At 42.4% G+C, this 21299-nt stretch carries 16 protein-coding genes; 7 read left to right on the forward strand and 9 right to left on the reverse strand.

Going from position 1 to position 21299, the window contains the following annotated elements; all coding sequences use genetic code 11:
* Positions 1–511: 511 nt before the first annotated feature.
* Complete coding sequence (locus V7K44_RS22880) at positions 512–3160, forward strand: U32 family peptidase (RefSeq protein WP_334934658.1); 2649 nt, start codon at positions 512–514, stop codon at positions 3158–3160.
* A 12-nt stretch (positions 3161–3172) separates the two neighbouring features.
* Here the strand turns inward: V7K44_RS22880 and V7K44_RS22885 are convergent, their stop codons facing one another.
* Positions 3173–4060, reverse strand: coding sequence for a LysR family transcriptional regulator (locus V7K44_RS22885; RefSeq protein ID WP_334934660.1), 888 nt, complete (start codon positions 4058–4060; stop codon positions 3173–3175).
* Between the two features lie 134 nt (positions 4061–4194).
* On the opposite strand from V7K44_RS22885, the gene V7K44_RS22890 reads away from it, so the two are divergent.
* The gene (locus V7K44_RS22890) at positions 4195–4971 is read left to right on the forward strand and encodes a class I SAM-dependent methyltransferase (protein WP_334934662.1); all 777 of its coding nucleotides are present in this window, start codon (positions 4195–4197) and stop codon (positions 4969–4971) included.
* Positions 4972–5019: 48 nt separating this feature from the next.
* On the forward strand, positions 5020–5595 hold the full coding sequence (locus V7K44_RS22895) for a hypothetical protein (protein WP_334934664.1): 576 nt from the start codon (positions 5020–5022) through the stop codon (positions 5593–5595).
* Between the two features lie 81 nt (positions 5596–5676).
* Here the strand turns inward: V7K44_RS22895 and V7K44_RS22900 are convergent, their stop codons facing one another.
* Positions 5677–6855 carry an extracellular solute-binding protein gene (locus tag V7K44_RS22900; RefSeq protein WP_334934667.1) on the reverse strand — a complete coding sequence of 393 codons (1179 nt, stop codon included), beginning with the start codon at positions 6853–6855 and terminating at the stop codon, positions 5677–5679.
* A gap of 357 nt (positions 6856–7212) precedes the next feature.
* Here V7K44_RS22900 and V7K44_RS22905 point away from each other — a divergent pair, with 357 nt between their 5' ends.
* Positions 7213–7584 carry a hypothetical protein gene (locus V7K44_RS22905; protein WP_094349198.1) on the forward strand — a complete coding sequence of 124 codons (372 nt, stop codon included), beginning with the start codon at positions 7213–7215 and terminating at the stop codon, positions 7582–7584.
* A gap of 338 nt (positions 7585–7922) precedes the next feature.
* Positions 7923–9890, forward strand: coding sequence for a di-heme oxidoredictase family protein (locus tag V7K44_RS22910; RefSeq protein WP_334934670.1), 1968 nt, complete (start codon positions 7923–7925; stop codon positions 9888–9890).
* Positions 9891–10072: 182 nt separating this feature from the next.
* Here V7K44_RS22910 and V7K44_RS22915 read toward each other — a convergent pair whose 3' ends face one another.
* From V7K44_RS22915 to V7K44_RS22930, 4 genes are all read right to left on the reverse strand, one after another.
* Positions 10073–10612, reverse strand: a complete 540-nt coding sequence (locus tag V7K44_RS22915; protein WP_334934672.1) for a PEP-CTERM sorting domain-containing protein — start codon at positions 10610–10612, stop codon at positions 10073–10075.
* Between the two features lie 81 nt (positions 10613–10693).
* Positions 10694–11956 carry a nicotinate-nucleotide--dimethylbenzimidazole phosphoribosyltransferase gene (locus V7K44_RS22920; protein ID WP_334934674.1) on the reverse strand — a complete coding sequence of 421 codons (1263 nt, stop codon included), beginning with the start codon at positions 11954–11956 and terminating at the stop codon, positions 10694–10696.
* 63 nt (positions 11957–12019) lie between these two features.
* Positions 12020–12760: a DUF2232 domain-containing protein gene (locus V7K44_RS22925; protein WP_322671171.1), complete on the reverse strand. Its 741-nt coding sequence runs from the start codon at positions 12758–12760 to the stop codon at positions 12020–12022.
* A 13-nt stretch (positions 12761–12773) separates the two neighbouring features.
* Positions 12774–13475: a Crp/Fnr family transcriptional regulator gene (locus V7K44_RS22930; protein ID WP_094349203.1), complete on the reverse strand. Its 702-nt coding sequence runs from the start codon at positions 13473–13475 to the stop codon at positions 12774–12776.
* Between the two features lie 616 nt (positions 13476–14091).
* Here V7K44_RS22930 and V7K44_RS22935 point away from each other — a divergent pair.
* The gene (locus V7K44_RS22935; protein WP_334934678.1) at positions 14092–18192 is read left to right on the forward strand and encodes a hypothetical protein; all 4101 of its coding nucleotides are present in this window, start codon (positions 14092–14094) and stop codon (positions 18190–18192) included.
* Between the two features lie 348 nt (positions 18193–18540).
* Complete coding sequence (locus tag V7K44_RS22940; RefSeq protein ID WP_334901007.1) at positions 18541–19194, forward strand: sugar transferase; 654 nt, start codon at positions 18541–18543, stop codon at positions 19192–19194.
* Between the two features lie 30 nt (positions 19195–19224).
* Here V7K44_RS22940 and V7K44_RS22945 read toward each other — a convergent pair whose 3' ends face one another.
* From V7K44_RS22945 to V7K44_RS22955, 3 genes are all read right to left on the reverse strand, one after another.
* Entirely contained in the window at positions 19225–20061 is an 837-nt protein-coding gene (locus V7K44_RS22945; RefSeq protein WP_334934680.1) for a carbohydrate ABC transporter permease, read from the reverse strand.
* Positions 20062–20135: 74 nt separating this feature from the next.
* On the reverse strand, positions 20136–20732 hold the full coding sequence (locus tag V7K44_RS22950; RefSeq protein WP_334934682.1) for a hypothetical protein: 597 nt from the start codon (positions 20730–20732) through the stop codon (positions 20136–20138).
* Between the two features lie 169 nt (positions 20733–20901).
* Positions 20902–21243, reverse strand: coding sequence for a hypothetical protein (locus V7K44_RS22955; protein ID WP_334934684.1), 342 nt, complete (start codon positions 21241–21243; stop codon positions 20902–20904).
* Positions 21244–21299 lie beyond the last annotated feature (56 nt).

Here is a 21299-nt window from a genome sequence, read left to right on the forward strand (position 1 = left end):
AGGAACTCCCTATTAGCGCCAGTGTCAGCCCATAACGGCTAGTCTGGTTGCGCCCTGTTCCCAGCTTCACTCTCCAAGAATTGAGCTTGGTCGGTGTGGGCAGTTAAGGAGTCACGCTAGAATCTCGCGGAGAGGACTTTCACCTCCATCATTCTGAGAGTTCAGTCCTTAATGACAGTAATCTGCTGTCAAACTGGATTAGTTATGTACGGACTAAAACCGTGATTCACTAATCAACGAATCGCACAAAAGCATCTTTAGCAGGCACAGGTTTAATTCCAATTTATGGCGGTGCTTGATTTAAGAATTTCCATTTTGTTAATACATTGAGAACTTAGCCAAACTTTTTTTTAACTAAATTTAATATAGTTCTGTTTCTTCTCGCCTGTCTACTTACTCCAGATGCAGAGAAGAAGAGGATTGAATGAACCGCAGATGAGAGAGCGATCGCACCATCCCCCAATAACTTAGATAAAATCACTATGGTGCTAGTTAACCCTCCCTAAATCTAATGAAAAGCGATCGCCCTTCTTCCCAACTCTCCCTTCAACGTCCTGAACTACTTGCGCCAGCAGGTAATTGGGAGTGTGCTAAAGCTGCTGTGGAAAATGGGGCAGATGCGATTTACTTCGGTTTGGATCGGTTTAACGCCAGAATGCGGGCACAAAATTTTACTGAGGCGGACTTACCCCAATTGATGACATTTTTGCACCGTCGCGGTGTAAAGGGTTATGTCACTATCAACACACTAATATTTCCCAAAGAACTAGCAGAAGCACAGCAATATCTCCGCACAATTATTGCAGCTGGTGTGGATGCCGCGATCGTTCAAGATATTGGGATATGCCGTCTCATCCGTCACCTTTCCCCCGATTTTCCCATCCATGCTTCCACGCAAATGACAATTACAAGTGCGGCTGGGGTGGAATTTGCTAAGTCTCTTGGCTGTCAATTGGTGGTACTGGCGCGTGAATGTTCTCTCAAAGAAATCAATAAAATTCAGCAGCAGATTGCCCAACAGCAAACTTCGCTGCCCTTAGAAGTTTTTGTTCACGGTGCTTTGTGCGTGGCGTATTCCGGTCAGTGTTTGACTAGTGAGGCTTTAGGCGGACGTTCTGCTAACCGAGGTGAATGTGCCCAAGCTTGCCGGATGCCCTACGATTTAATCGCCGATGGGGAAATTGTAAATTTAAAAGAACGCAAATATTTACTCAGTCCTCAAGACCTAGCAGGGTTAGATGTTTTGCCCGATTTGGTGAAATCTGGAGTAACTTGTCTCAAGATTGAAGGTCGTTTGAAGGCTCCAGAGTATGTTGCTAATGTCACCCGTGTTTATCGACAAGCTTTGGATAGTGTAATGACTGAATTGGAAAGACCTAACCCCCTAACCCCTTTCCCTACAAGGGAAAGGGGAATAAAGGCTCCCCTCTCCGTTTCGGAGAGGGGTTGGGGGAGAGGTCAATCAGACCAAGAACACTACAACCTAGAAATGGCATTTTCTCGCGGACTCTACACGGGCTGGTTTAGCGGGATTAATAATCAGGAACTAGTTCACGCCCGCTTTGGTAAAAAACGTGGGGTTTATTTAGGTGAAGTCACCCGCATTCACAACGAACAGGTAACAATCAAACTGGAAGCACCTGTAAAACCAGGGGATGGAATTGTATTTGACTGCGGTCATCCAGAAGCGAAGGAAGAAGGCGGCCGGGTTTATGCTGTGGTGTCCAAGGGTAAGGAAACTATGCTGACCTTTGGGCGAAATGACTTGAACCTGCGCCGAGTACATATAGGCGATCGCATTTGGAAAACCAGCGATCCAGAACTCGATAAGCAAGTGCGTCAGAGTTTTGCAGGTGAGAATCCTCAATTTCAACGTCCGATTGACTTGAAGGTTTATGGAGAAGTTGGTCAGGCGTTGATTGCGATCGCCCGCGATCGACTCGGTAATATTGTACAGGTAGAGTCCGCAATTTCACTAGTTGAAGCCCATACCAAACCACTAGATACAGACCGTTTACAAGAACAATTTGGTCGTTTGGGTAACACCCCTTTCTGTTTGAGACAGCTAACCAACCACCTCAGCGGTGCTATTATGCTACCCGTAAGTGAATTAAACCGGATGCGACGGGAAATCGTAGCACAGTTGGAAGAATTGCGAAGTCATCCCAAACGCTGGCAATTACATTCTGATGTCTCTTTCCAAGACTTACTCCCTTCTTCATCTTCCTCATCCCCCTTATCTCCTTCACTCATCGTCTTAGTACGAAACCTTAAGCAACTCCAAGCCGCCCTCAAAGCCGGAGTTGAAACACTGTATTGTGAATTTGAAGACCCCCGCGCCTACCGAGAAGCGGTGCAAATGGTACGCCAACAACAGCAAGAAAACAAAGCAGACAATTCTTCACTCCTAACTCCTTTTTGTACAGACGCGATTAATCGTGTCTTCCAACTCCCCACAATCTGGGTTGCACCACCCCGAATTACCAAACCTGGGGAAAATTGGATTTTGCAGCAGGTACGCGCCTGTGAAGCAGATGGCTATCTGATACGGAACTATGACCAATTGCAATTCTTTGCTCAAGACCGTTGTATTGGAGATTTCTCGCTCAACATTGCTAATCCCTTAACAGCAGACTACTTTCAGCAACGCTTTGGTTTTGAACGGCTGACGGCATCTTATGACCTGAATATTAAGCAACTACAAGACCTGCTCACCAGTTGTCCACCCCAGTGGTTTGAGGTGACAATCCATCAACATATACCGATGTTTCACATGGAACACTGCGTATTCTGTGCTTTTCTATCGACAGGTACAGATCATACTAACTGTGGGCGACCTTGTGAAAAGCAGGAAGTAAAATTAAAAGACCGTGTAGGCAGCGAACACATCCTCAAGGCTGATGTAGGTTGCCGTAATACTGTATTTAACGGCACTGCCCAGACTGGAGCCGAGTATGTACAGCGTCTCATAGAACTTGGATTAAGTCACTTTCGCATCGAATTTGTGAATGAAACTCCAGACCAAGTGACTAAAATAATACATCGCTATCGTCAATTATTACAGGGTGAAATTACAGGTTCCCAACTCTGGCGTGAGTTGAAATTGCAAAATCAATTGGGTGTAACTCGTGGCCCTATGGGAGTGTCTGCACTTAGGTAATAACGGTTACACTTACCACGACTGGGAAGCTTGTCTAACCACCTCTAGAAACCTCTGTACGGTTGGAGATGTCTCGTTTTTTCGCCAAATCATTGCAATGCTAACTTTTGGGGTAGGTTCTTCTACAGTTTTATAAACTACCCCAATCCGTTGCAGGTTTTGCAAAGATGCTGGGACGATCGCAACACCCATCTCGGCTGCTACTAGGCTGACAATCGTTTGCATTTGGATAGCTTCTTGAGCAACCTTGGGGCTAAAGCCTGCTTGCTGACAGACACTAATGATTAAATCATAAAGTCCCGGCGCTAATATCCTGGGAAATAAAATAAACAGTTCATTGGCAAGGGATGTCAAACACAGATCGGATTGACTCGCTAGGAAATGTGCTTCAGGTAGTGCCACCATCAGCGACTCTTGAAAAATTGTTTCGCAACTAAATCTATTTTCTTCAACAGGTGGACGCAGGAATCCTACATCCATTCGACCTTCTCGTAACCACTCTAACTGTTGATCTGTAGTCAGTTCATGCAACTCGATGCTCACACCAGGAACGTAACTACGAAAAGTTCGCAAAATAATAGGCAAAATATTATACGCCGCAGAACTGACAAAGCCGACCACCAACTGTCCAATTTCGCCGCGACTAGTTTGCTGCCCAACTTGGATTGCCTGTTGTAATTGCCTCATAATTTGCTGAACTTCACCCAAAAACACTTGCCCAGCTTCTGTTAACTGCACATTTCGTTTCGTGCGGTGAAACAGTTCAAAACCCAATTCTCCCTCTAGCTGCCGAATTTGTTGACTTAGGGGAGGTTGGGCAATGTGCAATCGTTCCGCCGCCCGTCCAAAGTGCAGTTCTTCTGCCAAGGTGACAAAGTAGCGTAAGTGTCGTAGTTCCATCTGTTCTTCTAACTCATATCTTTAAAATATTAGTTAAGGTGAAAATATATATTGGACATAATTAAAAATCTTTTTTATTGTGATGATCGAGCGGTCATCAATCGGCAAATCAACACACTGTAATTTAACTACCTATGAATAATCTTTCAATAGCTAAAAATTATTGGGACGCTACTCTTTACGAAGATAAACACGCCTTTGTCTGGCAGTATGGCGAGGACTTACTAAAATTCCTCAACCCTCAGCCAGGAGAATCCATTTTGGATCTTGGTTGTGGTACTGGACAACTCACAGAAAAAATTGCTCAAGCTGGCGCTGAAGTCGTGGGAGTTGATTATGCATCCGCGATGATCGAAAAGGCAAGAGAAAACTATCCCCATATCCGCTTTGATGTTGCTGATGCTAGGAAATTCCAAGTAGACAAGCCATTGGATGCTGTGTTTTCCAACGCTGTATTACATTGGGTGAAAGAAGCAGAGAGCGCGATCGCTTCCATCCATCAATCCCTAAAACCAGGAGGGCGTTTTGTCGCAGAATTTGGTGGTAAGGGAAATGTGCAAGCGATCGCTACAGCTTTGGAAAGCGCCTTAGAAGCAATTAATATCCCTGCACAAGCCCTAAATCCTTGGTATTTCCCTAGTATTGGCGAGTACGCCAGCCTACTAGAACAGCAAGGCTTTGATGTCATCTATGCCATGCTTTTTGCTCGTCCAACTCCTTTAGCAGAAGGAGAAACAGGTATGGGCAACTGGATTCGGATGTTCGCTAGCTCTTTTTTAGCAGGACTGTCTAGTGAGCAACAAATACAAGTAATTCGCGTCGTGGAGGAATATCTCAAGCCGACGCTGTATCAAAAAGGAACTTGGACAGCAGACTATCGAAGAATTCGCATCGTTGCCATTAAAGTTTAATGTGTGCGAATTTTTACTAATTCCTTAATTACGAATTACAAATTAGTTATGTATATACCTAAATTGTGCGATCGCCCTACAGCCCTTTGGGCATCCTACGGCAGGCGTTGGCGCAGCCATCGCCAAACATCATTTTCATTACTACTAAGCATCGCCCTCACCACTTTATTAGTCCCGCCCTCACAAGCGCAAACGCCCCCAATACCGTCACCTTCTAGTGCGCCTTTAGAACTAGAGTTATTGACCAAGCCAAAAGACTATATAATCACAGCTAACACCATTCATCCAGAAGGATTAACCGTTCCGAGTTTATGGTGGGCACAACAAAACTCTGAGAAAAAGCTATTAGATAATTGGATAGCATATCCAGCTTCTGACAAAGAACCTGCACGAGTAGACTTGATCGTGAATCAGCAAATTTGGAGTTTACTAGAGTATATAGAACGCTACGACTTCGTAAATCGCTTGGGTAGCACAGCACGGAACTTTGGTTACAACGTCCGGGTATTTAATTATCAAAAAGAACCCTTGGCAACCTACACTTGCAACTTTAGTACAAGTCCAGCTTTATGCAGTATCCAAACCACTATTAAGAACAAGATAGGGTTACAGCGTTCTTTATAGGTACTGGGGATGCAGGGGAGCAGTTAAAGTAAGTTTTTCTACCTCTGCCCCTCTGCCTAATGCCCAATTCCCAATTCCCAATTAAACCTTAATTTTGGCAAATAAAGACTCGTATTGTTTTATTGCTGATGGGGGTAAGGGAAGCAAAAATTCACTTTTATCGAAAACTTTGCGTAGGCGTAGCCCGTCGTAGACATCGCTCTCTAACAAACTCCATAATGGTTCTTGGATATCAGAAGCGGCAATATTTGTAGAAATTGGCGAATTACTTTTAGTCAGCACCGAAATTTGTTTAGCTGTGCTTGGTTGCCAACAAAAATCAATCCATTGATCTGATAAAGTATCCTTAGTAATCCCTGCAGGACGTACCCATAAGTCCGCCCAGATTGCTGTTCCTGACTGGGGGATAACTGCGGCAAGTTGCGGATAACGTCCCAGAACAGGCAATACATCGCTTGACCAACCAACCGCTAGCCAAGTGTCTTCCATAATTAGAGGTTCCAAATAGTTATTGGAACTGTAAAACTTCACCTGTTGGTTTAATATCTGTAATTCCTTTTCCAAATCTGGTACTTGGTCAAGATTGTCTGTATTATAAGATTTTCCTAGCTTTTTTAAGACCAAACCAATAACTTCTCGTGGTTGATTGAGTAGGGAAATACGCTGCTGCATTCCATCTCGCCACAAATCACTCCAATCTTTGGGTGTCCATCCCAATTTTTGGAACTTGTCACGGTTATAAACAATTACCGTGCTACCCCACCTGTAAGGCGCACCCCAAACCTTCCCTTGAGTATCCAAAATACCTTGTTCGTTGCGCGTTACCAGTTGTTTCCACCTTTCATCTAAAGAAGACCACTGTTTTAATTGGTTTCCCTGCACTTCTTGGAGTGGTTGAATCAATTTCTGTTCAATAGCTGCTTGTAGCCAGTAATCTCCCAATGTCACTAGGTCTGTGTCAGCGGCTTTTTGACCTTGCCTAAAGGGTATAAAACGACTCCATCCCTGCTCATCGCTGGTCTTTGGTTTCTGCTGCCAATTTTGTAATTGCTGAAATAAATCCTGTATCCGCTCGACTGGGGCAAACTTTAACTGCACCTGTTGCTGCAAACCTTTATGGAACTGATTCACCACCTGACCAGGTATAGAACCTTTTAATAACTGTACTTTTAGTTGCGCTTGCTTGTTTCCACCACAGCCAAAAAGCAGTTGTGAAAGTGCCAGCGTGCTTGTACTTAGCAAAAAAGACCGTCGATCCATTGATTTGGGATTTGAGATTTTTGATTATACCTAATATTAAGCAGAGATTCACCAGTGGCTGACTAGCTAAAAAAGGTGGAGTTGGAGATTTATCAGTATTTTTTCTTGACAATACGGATGATTTTGAAGATTTGGCTCAAATTAGCGAGCTTTTTGTCAAATTAGTACCTAATGATTAATTTTTCTCCATAAATTTACTTGATGGTACTTGTAGTGAAACCTTGCTTGTATTGAGAAGTAATGATTTAAATGTCACACTTCCAGCAAAAATTATCAATACTTAAATAATCCATAAGTATCGTTAAGGTTGAGAGTAAATTGAATAACATAGAGAAAATGTACGGATAAAGGTATTAAATGGAGCTATTACAGCAGCAGATCCTGACTTTAAGCCAAAAGCTGGATGACCTGTGCCAAGTAATTGAGCAGCTTGATAGTAAAGTCACTCAAACTTTCTCAGAGTGTTCTTTAGCGAATACACAAGCAAAGGATAATTATCAACAAAATGGCGCGGCTGGAGGCTACCAGTTTAAAGGACGTAATAATATAAATCCAGAAATGGAACACAAGGATGTGTTGACAGATGGCATTTATCTAGATATGCATCGTCAAGCTGGAGATAATATAACACCAGAAATTCAAATACAACGACTGACAGCGCAATTAACAGCAGCCTACAATCGCATTGCTGCTTTAGAAGAACAATTACTTAGAGAGAGAATTCATTAAATTTAACCTGAAGTTCAACGAATAAAAAAATAGATTGAGGTAGGTAAGACAAGCCTTTAGGTTCAATATGAGTGATGGTTTTATGAGCATATACTTAGATACAAGTAAGTAATCCAGCCATCAAATTGATAAAAAAGTTAAACACACTATTACATATCTTTACGTAATAGTGTGATATATCTACCCATAGGTTTTTAGTTAATACCTCACTATGAAACAAAAAAAACAACCCTAAGACTGGTGTCTTTAGGGTGTTGTCTGGTTTAAAAACCAAGATTTTCTTATTAATCTGTATTTTTCTCATTAGTGTTTTTGGCATCTTGTTATCAAATTGGTTGATGACAAGCCAGACAGCTTTCGCAAAAATTGACCTTTTGCAACCTGCTCCTACTCAACCATTAGGCTATTACGACTATTTCGGCAAACTGCTGAGTCCTCAAGAAGCATCACAACTAGTTGTAAATAAAGGATTTGACCCTAAAAATTCCATTTCCTATCAGCGGGTAGGGGCAGTTAAAATTACTAAAGAATTAATTGCAAAAGGCGAAGATATATTCTTCAACCGCAAAATTGGTGACACATTTGGCTTGCAAGGGGTATTTGGTTTTGGATTTGGCCTTGCTACAATTTTGCCAGAAATACAGACAGCAATAGTTAAGTTGCAAGGTCAGCCGACAACGAACTTACAAATTATTCTTAAGAAGAATATCACACTAGGTAGTCGAACTTTTCCCCAAGGAAGTGTCATTAATACAGGCTTAAAAGTGGAAAAGGGAGGGACTTTTCCCATTGGGCTAGGAATCACACCTAAGATTGATATTAGCTGTGCTATATGCCATATATCTCTTTCAAATAAGGGTGAACGTCTTTTAGGAGTACCTAATGGCGAAATTGCCACGCCACTGCTGATTGCTTTAGCACCAAATACAGCCGCAGGGTTTGCGCGGTTAAACTTCAACCCCCTAGATCCACAATATAAAGGTAATGGGAAAATTATTCTAGACAGCAAAGGTAATAAAGTAGAATTACCCGATCCTGAAAAGTTTGAAAAAGCTTTTGATGATGCAGTGTTAGACGTACCTTTTGGTCATTTCGAGAGTTCACCGGATGGTATTAGAAACACTACTCAAATCCCCAATATCTTTACCTTTAAGGATCATCCCTATGGAACTGATGGACAGTTTGCTGTCGGCCCGTTTGCGGGATTGAGTACTATCAACAATGGTGTTCACTCTTCGGAAATCAATCTGTCGGCAGATGCTCAACTAAGTGCAAAAACCCTTGGTATTGATCCAGAGGTTTATATTGGTACATTTCTGCAAAACGCTGCCACTCCCAGCCTACGTTTACCAGAAGGAGTGATAGTAAAACCCTCTGAATGGCTACGGAAGATCGCACCGAATCCTACACAAGCACAATTAGAAGACCAAATTCCTGCTCCTGGGACAGGAACTTACCCAAACCTGCGCCCTAGTTTGTTTACTTACAACGGTTTAGTTTTCAGCCCAAATACTCAAAAGCCCGGTGATATTGCGAGTGGTCCTTTCTTATTTGCTGCCAATGCTATGTCTGCTTTTCAAAATAGCTTAGTGCCACCTGCCAACAAAACTTCAGAAAACTGGCAAGCGTTGAACAGCAATTCTGTTAAGCGTGGCGCAAAAGTATTTGAGAAAGCCAATTGTGCTACTTGCCATATTCCACCTTTCTTCACCGACAACAAAATTCATCCAATTGATGAAATTCGTACTAACCCCGCTCGTGCCCAATCTCGCTTAGGGCTGAGTAATTTGTTAGTACCACCCAAGCTATACACCTTTAACACTCCTGTTCCCATACCTGCTAGTGCTGAAGTGCTGGATGTACCAACGCAGGGGATCTCTGATACTCCCACAACTCTACCCAAAGGAATATTGCCAAAAGGCGGTTACAAAACTACTTCCTTGCGTGGTCTTTATTTAAGCGCACCATATTTGCACGATGGTGGTGCAGCTGTACGGGCAGGAAGCCTGAAAGTGAACTCAAATGGTAGTTTCACGGTTGTTAACAAGAATGGTTTAGGGCTATCTGGGACTCTTAGCCAAGGTATACCTGCCGATCCTGCTAGCAGCTTGCGTGCCTTGGTCGATCGCGATCTTCGTAGTTTGGTTGTAAAAGCCAATAAAGCTAACCCTAGTTTAGTGCGTAGTAACCTTGATGGCACAGGACATCACTTCTACGTAGATAGACAATCTGGGTTTAATTCCAAACAGCAAGCAGACCTGATTAATTTCTTGCTGGCACTTGATGACAATCCTGGAAGTTTTTAATCAAGCTACGGTTGATATCATATTTTAATACCAAGTCGTCTATTGATACATCATGAAGGCGACTTGGTATTTTAAATAAGAATCAAGATAGCAGGCATAAAGCAATCTAGATCGGAGATGCACTGTAAACCTTATAGATAGATTCCTCTATAAGACTTCTTCTGGAAAGCTAGTGCTTGCTTTCAATTTGTCCACCAGCCAAAACCAAGAGCAACCAATGAGCCACTTACTGTGTAGGGTTCGGGAACAGGACGTGGAGTGACAACACTAAAGCTGCCATAATCTACGTTGCTTGAAAGCTCTGAATAACCTTCATTGAAATTACTGTAAAATACGTTAACGTTGCCATTTCCGTCTTCCCCGCTTCCAGAAACCAGGTAAGAAAAACCGTTCTGAGTTAGCAGCGGCGTAGTTGTATTTAAAAAATTATCATTGGTTCCGTATGTAGCGGGTGAAAGCAGTCCGATAATTGTCTCAGTAATTCCTTGGGCTGTCCTTGTCCCAGTTATTCCTGTGATTGTGTAATTGTTTTTTATAGGATCTAGATCGGTGGTTGTAAGGGTGCCGCTAGCGGAAATCGCTATACCATTTGCTTCATAACTGGGAAAAGAGTACTGAAAATCAAATAGCTGTACAGCTTGGGCGGGAGAAGATGTACTAACAGCAGTGAGACACATAAGAGTACTGGCAGTAGCAATACCAAAATTTTTGACTAATTCCATCAGATAATTCTCCTGAAAAACTAGAAAGTAAACAAAGTTGCATATAGCACTCTCCAACTCGGAGAGGGACGACTTTAATCTTTAGTTCAAGGTAATACTTAGGCGTTCAAGTTGGGCTTCAATGGCTGCCAAAAGTTCGTGTTGCTGCCAATTTTGGCTAAGATGGGCGGCTATGCAAGCGGCTCCAGCGCCCATACCTTCTTTCACAAAGCCCTGCTCATAAGCTCTCAGTTGAGGATAACGAGAATTAGCAAAGCTCAGATGAGTTGCTAATAGGGGAGGGGTTCCTCCACTGTGAGTTAAGCTGCTTTTTCCTAAGCTGAGGGCTAAGTCAACTGTAGCGCCAGTAGGATCTTCTGCCACCCAGCGGGTTGTGCCTACAACTACTGCTTCTGGTTGCCATGATAAGGCGTAAGCTTGAGCGATCGCACTCATCAACGCATAAACCGCCAGCATTTGCGTCCCTCCAGCCAGCATTACACCACAATTACGGCTAGCAGCGATCGCCATCCCAGCTACCACCACTTGCATCGGATCGCCCACGGCGGCTACAAGTTGTAGGGGATCTACAGAATTTTGGATTTTAGATACTTCTCTACGAGAGGCTGCGCCAACGACTTCGCTCAGTACAAGTTTTGGATTTTGGATTTGAGATTGGAAGTTTATCTCCCCCTGCCTCCCCTGCCCCCCCTGTCCCCTGCTCCCCCTCATCTTCTCCAGTCCAGCTTGCACTAGTGCCCACTTTTGCGCGTGGTTACAAACAGGGTGGCTACTGTTAACTTTTCCGGCAGCATCTATACCTAAACCAGTTAAGATTGCCAGGGCAGTTGTAGTACCTCCGACGACGCACTCACCGAGAATCAAATACCCCTGTTGGATATTGGCAGCTAGGCGTTCTCCCCAAAGTAGCCCTTGTTCAAACAAGTGATGTACCGTTGTAATTTCCATAGCAGCACCTCCACTTAAACACTTAGCAGGAGCGCCACCCAAATCAATTACTGGCACAGCAGGAGCTTGGGGTAAACCAGCATTAAATAAATGAATTGGTATCTTTAGCGACTCAAATACAGCGCGAGATATCAGCACAGGTGAAGCCCCAGCCGCCAATGGTGGTAGGGGATATTGGGCTTTATGTTCTGGACCGTAATACAAAAACTCAGCATCGGCACAAGCTGTATATTTCCGATCTTCTGGAGTGCGACCAGCTGCTGAAATCTCTGGAATTAAACCAGTTTCAGTAAATCCTAAAACACAAGCAAATATGGGTAGACAACCACGATACCTTCGCAGCCATTGTTCACCCTGTTCTTTTTGAGTATAAATACTAATTTGGGAATTGGGCATGGGACATTGGTTATTAGTTAGGACTGATCGTTTAACCAATGACAAATGACAAATGACAAATAACTATCCTTCATAATCCATGAGAACTTGTACCCAGTGTGGTGGGCGGGGGATCGGGTTGCCCAGACGGTCAAAAAGCAACCATGCTGCCAGGTGTACCACAAAAAGGTAGATAAAGTTGTTGAGTATAATTAAAGCGATCGCTCCCACTTGAATCAAAAATACACTGGGACTCGCCAACAAACTCAAGTTAAAAAATACCCACTCAATGAACTCAGTCACCTGGGTAATCACATAAATCCATAGGTCTTCACCCGACAAAACAGACAGCAACCACAGCCGAAAAAAGACTCCTAAAGTACCCAATAGCGTACCCAAGGTAATAGAAACAATCCAGGGAAGACGACGACGACACCATGTAGCGCCCAAAAGAACGCCCATGAACCCGTAGGGCATGACAAACAGCAAACTGCGGGCTGGCCCCATCAATACCGTCAGCAGTAATCCAGAGGTGAGTGCTGCCATCCATGCCGCACGTTTGCCCCAACGCAGATAGACTAGAGCGATCGGCACTGGAAAAAATATCCGCAAAACTGGGCCCAAAGGAAAGTAAAAATTAATAAACCAAATTAAGCTAGCAGTACTGGCTAAAAATGCCGTTTCCACCATCCTCAAGGGCGCATCAGCTTTGATTTGAGGAGGCATTAACTGCTGTTCTTTATCTAACCAATGATTTTGAGGAGTTGGAGATTCAGAGGATGGATCTTCCTCCGGTTCATCTGGGAGAGAATCTAAAATACTCATATCTGACAAGTTTTTAAACGATCATTCTTTCTAAGGCTGACAAATCGGGAATACAAATAGTGTCTTGATCCCGTTTAATCAAGCCTTTTTTTTCTAGCCTTGTCAATACTCGTGTCACCGTTTCCCGCGCCAGTCCGCTCAAACTACTCAATTCCCGATGAGGTAAATTGGGTATTTCGGTTCCAGTTTGCCCTTTTTTTCCCTGTCCTTCTGCCAAAAATAACAACGTATCTGCTACCCTTGACTGGCTATCAGATTCCCGCAACCGCAATCGGCGATTTACTTGCCGCAAACGTCGTGCCATGAGTTGCGCCAATCGAACTCCCGCCAAGGGTTCTATCTGAAGTAATTTGACAAAATCCTGAGCAGGCATACTACCAATTACCGTTGGGGCCAAGGTAATTACATCTGTGGATCGAGGTGCTTCATCTAGCGCCGCCATTTCACCAAACAATTCACCTTTGCCAATAATATTCAGCGTTACCTCTTTTCCTTCCAGATTGTAGGTGCGGATTTTTACCCATCCGTCCATAATAAAATACACAGAACCACCCCAGTCATTTTCCAGTAGAATCACCTGATTGGCTGGGTGAGTGCGGGTAACAAGATGGGTGAGGGCTGATTCCACAGCAGTTTCTGGCAACCCTTGAAAAAAGGGAGCGGAGGCGATCATCCAGGAATTAGCCTGTGCTTGCAAGCTATATCGATCTTCCATTACGACATCTTTAATTCAAGCTGCTATGTACACACAAAAAACTAGAGCGCCATTTGTAGCCTAAGCTATCATTGCACAGCTCCCTTTCAAAGAAAAAACTAAACTATGCTACACAAGAAAGCGACAATAAGTTTTTCTAAATAATCTTTACCTATAAGTTTAAACGGGGTAAAAGTTTTGCAAAAAGTAGTTTATAGCCTGCGGTTGGATTGCTTAGGGGCTAGCTGTACTGCAAACTTGATTAGTTATGAATATAGGCAAACAACATTAATGATACTAAAGGGAGTAAATTATTGCTCAGGTATTTTAGCGATTTTCAAAAATAGGCGACCAATGACCTGCAAAATTAAGCTTTTCGAGCAAAGGCTGTCTGAAAAGGACAAGGGGATGGGGGGACAAAGAGAAACTTTTTTCCTTTTTTTCTTGGATGATTGAAGATTGCCACGACTCCCAGTAATCCATAACATAATGACAGTCACAAGTCCAAGCAGCGGCTCTTGCCACTCAAAACTTCTTGTATGGTGACACTGCGCGTAGCAAGATCCCCATAGGGGTACGGTGATTGTAAAGTAATTGTTCACATGAGTTGACATAGATTTATATATAAGGTAAAAAAGTGACTTTTAGTACAGATGAAATTCAAAAGCTGATCGCAGACATTGACAACTTACTTGCCAGCGGTGGCAAGCGCCTGTCAAGATTTCTCTCTGGTCAGGCACAAGAGCCTAAAGAAGTTTTAGAGCGAATTCGCGACTTCTTGGTGAGGTTACAAGAAAAAGAAACATTAGAGAGCGGCATCCCAAATCAGTCTTCTGAAGATCCGCCAACGCCTTTGTTAACAAAATTTATCGATCGCGGTAATAACCAGTATCCACTACCGCCGCTCGAACCCAGTCAGGAACAGAGTACTGTTGGCGCAGGACAATTAAATAATGAATTTTCGAGATTGATTCAGCCGTTGCGATCGGAATTAGAATTGCTTTTGCAAGAGCGAGCCACTCTCATACAAGAAATTCGGCAACTAGAGCAAAAGCGATTGCAAAACTACTCCTTAGCGCAGCAGTTGACAAACCAGGAACAAATGATTACCGAGTTTTTACAGGTACTCATGAGTCGCCTTGTGCCAACCTTAACACCACTGATTGGACAGACCAGAGAAAATTCCGCCAGTTCTTCAGGAGGAATTAATTACGCAAGCTCTGCAACTCAATCTTTATTAGAATCCTCTGACGATGTGGAGCGCTTAACCCAGCTAGCTAGGGAGTTGGATCAACGCTTATTATCACTAGATGGGACGGTGAATGTAGTTTTTGAAGCACTACAGCGCAACATTAATACTTATTACGAATCCTTGTCCCAAGCACTGGCAAGAATGCATAGCAAGGGGATGCAAGGCGAACAGCTGATGGCCAGCTTTGTCAACAATTTGACCCAGCATTTGCAACAAGAATCCTCTAGTTCGCAGTCATCTTTGCTGGGAGGAGAATCTGAGACACTACCATCATTGACTGAACCAGCCGAGATTCCTGCTGGAGTTGCACCCCAATCCTTGGAGCTTATCCAACCAGAAACTTCATCTCCACTCGCAATTGAGCAACAGGAAACTACCCTCACAGAGGATCTAGATGCAGTGCTGTTGCAGCTTGGTGTAGACTCATCTGAATATTCTCAAACTCCGACCGAATTACCTGAAGATATTTCTGCGGAAATTGGTGATGAAGTAGACCAACTTTACGCCAGTTTGTTTGATGCTGGCGATCTTAATAATCCCAGCCTTGATGTTCCCATCAATGACTTATCCGCTTCTACAGCCTCTGCATCTCCGTTGAACATTGCACAGGCTCCACCTGTCTCTCCAATTGTGGATTCTGCGGTTGTAACACCAGATACGGGTCTTTCAATCCAAGAGACTTTAGGCGAAACCACAGATTCATCAGAGCCACAGGAAGAACTATTTTTTGAAGAAGATACTGACCTAGATTCACCTCTTAGCTTTTCTACTCCACAAATAGACAGTTTGCCACAAATCAGCACTCAGCCAGCTAGCGTTGATACAATTAATACCCTAACTGACTTATTAACTGATGCCGATAGTGAACTACAATTGCTGGAAGTCTCATCTTCTGTAGATAATGCCACAACTACAGCAACTGACCTATTGCCTAATGACGATAGTGAACTGCAACTGCTGGAAGTCTCATCTTTTGTGGATGATGCCACTACCACAGCACCAGTGACTCCAGAAGTAGCAGAAATTGCGTTGGTAGAGCCTACTGTTCCCGAAGCGTTTGTCTACGACACGCTGCGCGATCGCAGCGAAGATATCGCGATATCGGAAGTATTAATTAACAGCGATCGCTCCGAACTGTTTTCAGATAACTACATTGCTGCTTCACCCCAAGAAAACTTACTTTCTATTGAGTCAAACCAGTCTCCAGCCGTACCAGATATTTCTTTAGATGAAGAACAGTTGCAGCAATTAGATCGGGATTTGGCTAATTTCGATCGGCAGCTAAATTCTGAGTCGCAGCCAGATAACAACTTGGGTGTTTTCTCGGAACTACTTGATAGCATTCAAGACACAATTCCCACAACTGCCCTTCAAAATCTCCAAAGAGCAGAGAATACATCAACTGCTGCTTTCTCTAGTTTGGCAGTTTCCCAGGTAGAAACTGAAAAAAAAAAGGAAGTCACAATTCCTGTTCCAGAAAGTTCTCTACCTCCAATTGCCAACTCCATAAATAATCCAGAAGTTTCGCCCAATATTCTAGAATCAGTCTGGTATTTAGGAATTGATTTAGGTACAACAGGAATTTCCGCCGCATTATTAAATCGCTCGACTTTTGTTGTACATCCTATCTACTGGTCAGCAGAAAATCCGCCGGGAATAAGTTCCTTTCAGCAATCGTTTCGTTTACCAACAGAGGTTTATCTGCCTACAGCTTCTGTACCCCACGGTGAAAACGAAACTATCGAAGCACATGAGCAGACAGCACCTGCGGCTGTTGCCCAAGATAAAGTGCCCGATCGCTCGGCTACCACTTCTGCAACACCAAGATCGACAACAGATCCGACGAAAAATAATCTCTACTCGGCGCAGTTGAAGCCCTATCTACAAGTAGCCATTCCCTACAAGAGTGAACGACAGAAATGGGAACCTGTTTTGCAATTAAATGAATTTTCGGCAGGGCCTTTGATTTGGGTTGTGCGATCGCTCTCTAAGTTACTATTAACTCTCAAATCCGAAAAAACTTCTACCACCCCTAGTTTAGTGGCTGCCGCTGTTGGGATTGGCGAACAAGATTTTCCCCAGATTATCAATAATATTGCTGGTGTAATTTGTACCTGCCCATCTAGCTGGTCGGAACAATATCGCTTTAACGTGCGGGAAGCTTTACTCACTAGCAAACTTATTCAACATCCGCAGCAAGTATTTTTTGTCGAAGAAGCGATCGCTAGTCTACTCCCAGAACTCGATGCAGTTAATGGTGAGCAAGTAAAATTAAGCGATGCTCAAGGTACTCATCCAGCAAAAACTAGCGAACATCCCATTGTTGGCAACACCCTTGTGATTAACATTGGGACAACTGCCACAGAAATGTTGCTGGTAAATCTACCAGAAAGCTTGCAACAATTGACATACAGTGATTTCATGCTCCACAGTTTTGCTTATGCTGGCAAGGGTATTGAACAAGATATAATTTGTCAGCTGCTATTGCCACCGAAATCTCGGCAATCACGCCTAGAAACACCAAGCGATAGCAAAACTTCCACGAGTAATCTTTGGCAATGGCAACCGTCAATTCCCGGTTTAGACCAAATGCGTTGGCAGACTTTAGGGTTGGAAGAATTAGAACTACCTAGAGTCGGAGAACCAGATATCACCGCTCGAATTCGTCTCCAGCAGCGTCTAGAAAGTTCTCTACTGGGACAGGCGGTATTAGATGCGGCATTAGCCCTAAAGCTGATTTTGCAACACCAAGACTCTTTTACCCTAGAATTAGCCGATCAGCGGTGGGTTTTGCAGCGACGAGACTTAGAAAGCCAAGTATTTATTCCCTTTGTGCGCCGTCTGAACCGAGAACTCAACAAGTTATTGGTAGCTCGTGGTATCCCCACAGAAGCCATTAATCAAGCGATCCTGACTGGTGGAGTGGCTTGTATCGGGACAGTGAACCGCTGGTTACGGCAAAAACTTCCCAGTACTAAGATTATTCAAGATTTATATCTCGGCGAAAACGGCGCTCCCAATTGCAGTCGGGTTGCTTATGGTTTGGCGATGCTGCCTCTGCATCCCCAGATTTTAGATATACCCAGACAACAATACACTGATTATTTCTTGTTTACAGAATTGTTGCGACTGCTACCAGACCGTCCCTTATCTTTCGGTGAAGTTATCCAGTTATTTGAGGGTCGTGGGATCAATACTCGCATTTGTCAGCAACGGCTGCTGGCTTTTTTGGAAGGTGAACTGCCTTCCGGTTTGATACCTTCAGTCACAGAATCAACCTGGCTTACCCAGAGTTCGCAAGAAAATCCTGACTATCTAGCGATCGCCACAGCACCACTTTTTGAAAAACAAGGAAGTCTCACTTATCGTCCCAATTCTCAACAATTGTTGTCTTTGCGTCGCTATCTAGATGCAATCAAGGCTAGTAATCAGCAATCACTAGAAGAACCATATACGGTGAATTTCGCCTTAGAGGTCGATCGTTGAGACTAGCAAATCGCGCTAGAAATAAGAATACTACTCAAAACTCCAAATGCTCATAACGTAAGCATTTGGAATTTTGCAAAGTACTACTAGTACTTCAGGATAATAATTTTCGGTTCTGTACGATAGTAGTATCTTTGTTATTAGATGGATAAAATACCGTAATTTTACAATCTATCACTTGAATTGAAAGATTCTGTAAATTTTTGGTTTTTGGTTTTTACATCGGCTAAAATTTGTGTATATTAACACTCAGTAGTAACGACAAGAGTAGTAAAAATCGCCCAACAATCATGTCTATGTCTACACTACTAATGTAAAAATTCCTGTTATAAAACTAAGTTAGCCCTTGTGAATAATCTTTATCTTTATTCAGTTAATTGTTTGCAACAGCCTTCACACCCTTCAACTTTAAGCGTGAGAAAACGATTAATTGACATTGTTGGAGCAATTGTGGGGCTGATTATTACATTTATGATAGCAATTCCCGTAGCAATTGCTACCTTTATTCATGAGCCAAGTCCAATATTTTATTCCCAAATTCGCTGTGGTTTAAACGGAAAAACTTTCCGCATCTGGAAATTCCGCTCCATGATAGTCGATGCTGATAAACTCAAGCATTTGGTTGAGAACCAAGCCAAAGGTCACATCTTTAAATCTGTTGACGATCCTCGCATTACTCCTGTTGGTAAATTTTTGAGGCGTACTAGCTTGGATGAATTCCCTCAATTTTGGAATGTTCTGATTGGGGACATGAGTTTAGTTGGTACTCGTCCACCTACTCCTGATGAAGTCAGTAATTACGATCCACACCACTGGGATAGATTGCGAGTCAAACCAGGCATTACCGGAGAATGGCAAGCTAATGGGCGTTCCAGTATTACAGACTTTGAAACCATTGTGAAAATGGATATGGATTATCAACGCAAGTGGTCTGTAACTTATGACCTGAGTCTGATTATTAAAACTATCTGGGTGGTATTTAAAAAGACTGGTGCTTATTGAATTGGGTATGGGGCATGGGAGAAAATATTTTTATCCCTTGACGCCGCTACCTGTTTCTGTAGGTACAATGTAACGTTGTAAAAACAAAAATAGTAATAAGACTGGGGCGATCGCAATCACTGAGCCAGCAGCTACCAACCGCCAGTCAAGAGAAAATGTACCTGCTAGCTTGGCAACTCCCAAAGGAAGAGTGTATAAATTTTCGTCTTGGATGACAATTAAAGGCCACAAGAAGTCACTCCAAGCACCAATGAATACGAAAATAGCTAAAGTTACCAGTGCTGGGCGAACTGCTGGTAACATAATATGCCACCATAATCCTAACTCTGAGCTGCCATCCATCCGGGCGGCTTCTTCTATTTCTTTGGGAACGCTCATAAAAGCTTGGCGCAACAGAAAAATGCCAAAGGCAGAAGCTAAACTCGGAAAAATCATTCCTAGATAAGTATTTCTCAAACCCAACTGGACTGTCAAAATATAGAGGGGAATCATCACAATTTGGAAAGGAATCATAATCGTAGAGACGATCGCTACAAAAATCCAGTCTCGCCCGACAAATGACAATCTGGCCAAAGGATAGGCAGCTAAAGCACAAAAGAGCAGATTTAAGCCCACAGTCAGCACTGACACCAAAGTACTGTTATACAGGTATTGTCCAAAAGGTAGAGAGTTCCACACACTAAAGAAGTTATTTAGTGTCGGTGACGCAGGCAATAACTGTGGCGGCGACTGAAAAATATTTTCCGTGGGCGATTTCAAGGCTGTACTAATTAGCCATAGTAAAGGAAAGAGCATCAACAGTGCGATCGCTCCCAAAACTGCATACATTAGTAGAATCTGCGATCGTGATTTTTTTGAATTCAGCATTTGATTAATAAATTCCGAGTTTTGTAAATATTAATTTTTGACTAAGAGATTTTTTTAATCCATTATTTAATAGGTCAACCTGAATTAATAAATGTTTCAATACTCTTGGTAAGTAGCTGCCTTTCTTCATAGCTAAAACTTCTATAGCATTCATTTAGAGGTAGATTATTACCTGATGCTAATTTTAGATTAAAGCGATAAACTTTACCATCTTCACCATCACCTTCTTCTATTTGTAAACCTACAATTTGACTTAGCGGATATTCAATTACTTGAGTACTCAACCATTTGTAAGTAGTCATTTTTATCCTATTAGCTTCTCGATCAAAAGTGTAATTGCTAAATGGAACAACTGCTAGTATTAAAAAAGTAACTATACCAAATAAAATTGCCATGCCAAAAGCTGTGAACAACACTTCTGTTGTGAAATCTGGAATAAAAAACACAGAAAAGATTAACAGTATTGCTATTGTCAAAGGAAATATCGCAAAAAATAAACTCAAAGTTCTCAAAAATACAAACCTAATTTGAAATATAAGTTTTGTAGAAGTTTGTTCAAAAATTTCTATATCTGGGCGAACAAAAGGCAAAGAAAATATAATCAATATCAAGCTGAACGCAATCAGAGAAAAAATCCAACCAGCAAATTGAGAAAATACATTTTGTTCCATAAAAAATAATTGATTATTTTTTAAGTAGCTCAACCTAAAAAAACGTAAGACGTAGATGTAAATAAGTGTAGGGTGTGTTATACTACGGCATAACACACCTCAATTGATCTAGGGTGGATAGCAAAATGATTACGAATTTCCTTTTTTAATTCAACAGGAATGCAAACACTCACGCTAGTTGCTGTTTATTTTGAAAAACATTTAATATATATCTAGCTCTAGTTTTAATAATATTTAATTGGTCAACCTGTGCCAATAATCTGTCTAAGGTTTCAGTTTCGTCATCTGACAAATCATTGTCAGAATTTTTAACTAATAATTCCTGTAACTGTATCTGAGCTTTGGGAGATAAATAACTTTCTGCCAAAGCTTGCAACTCATCTAGATTTAAACCAATCAATAATTCCGAATCTACATATAAGTTAGTTAGCTGTTGATAAGTTTCTAAATCTAACAGTACTCCAACTTTTTTTCCCTCTGCGTTAGTGACATACTGAACTGAGTCAGACATGGCTTTACTTGAGAATTTGCTTAATTTTATTCTAATCTATCATTAAAAATCTGGGA

The sequence above is a fragment of the Nostoc sp. genome, from assembly GCF_036917235.1.
In the GTDB taxonomy this organism is placed as follows: Bacteria; Cyanobacteriota; Cyanobacteriia; order Cyanobacteriales; family Nostocaceae; genus Nostoc.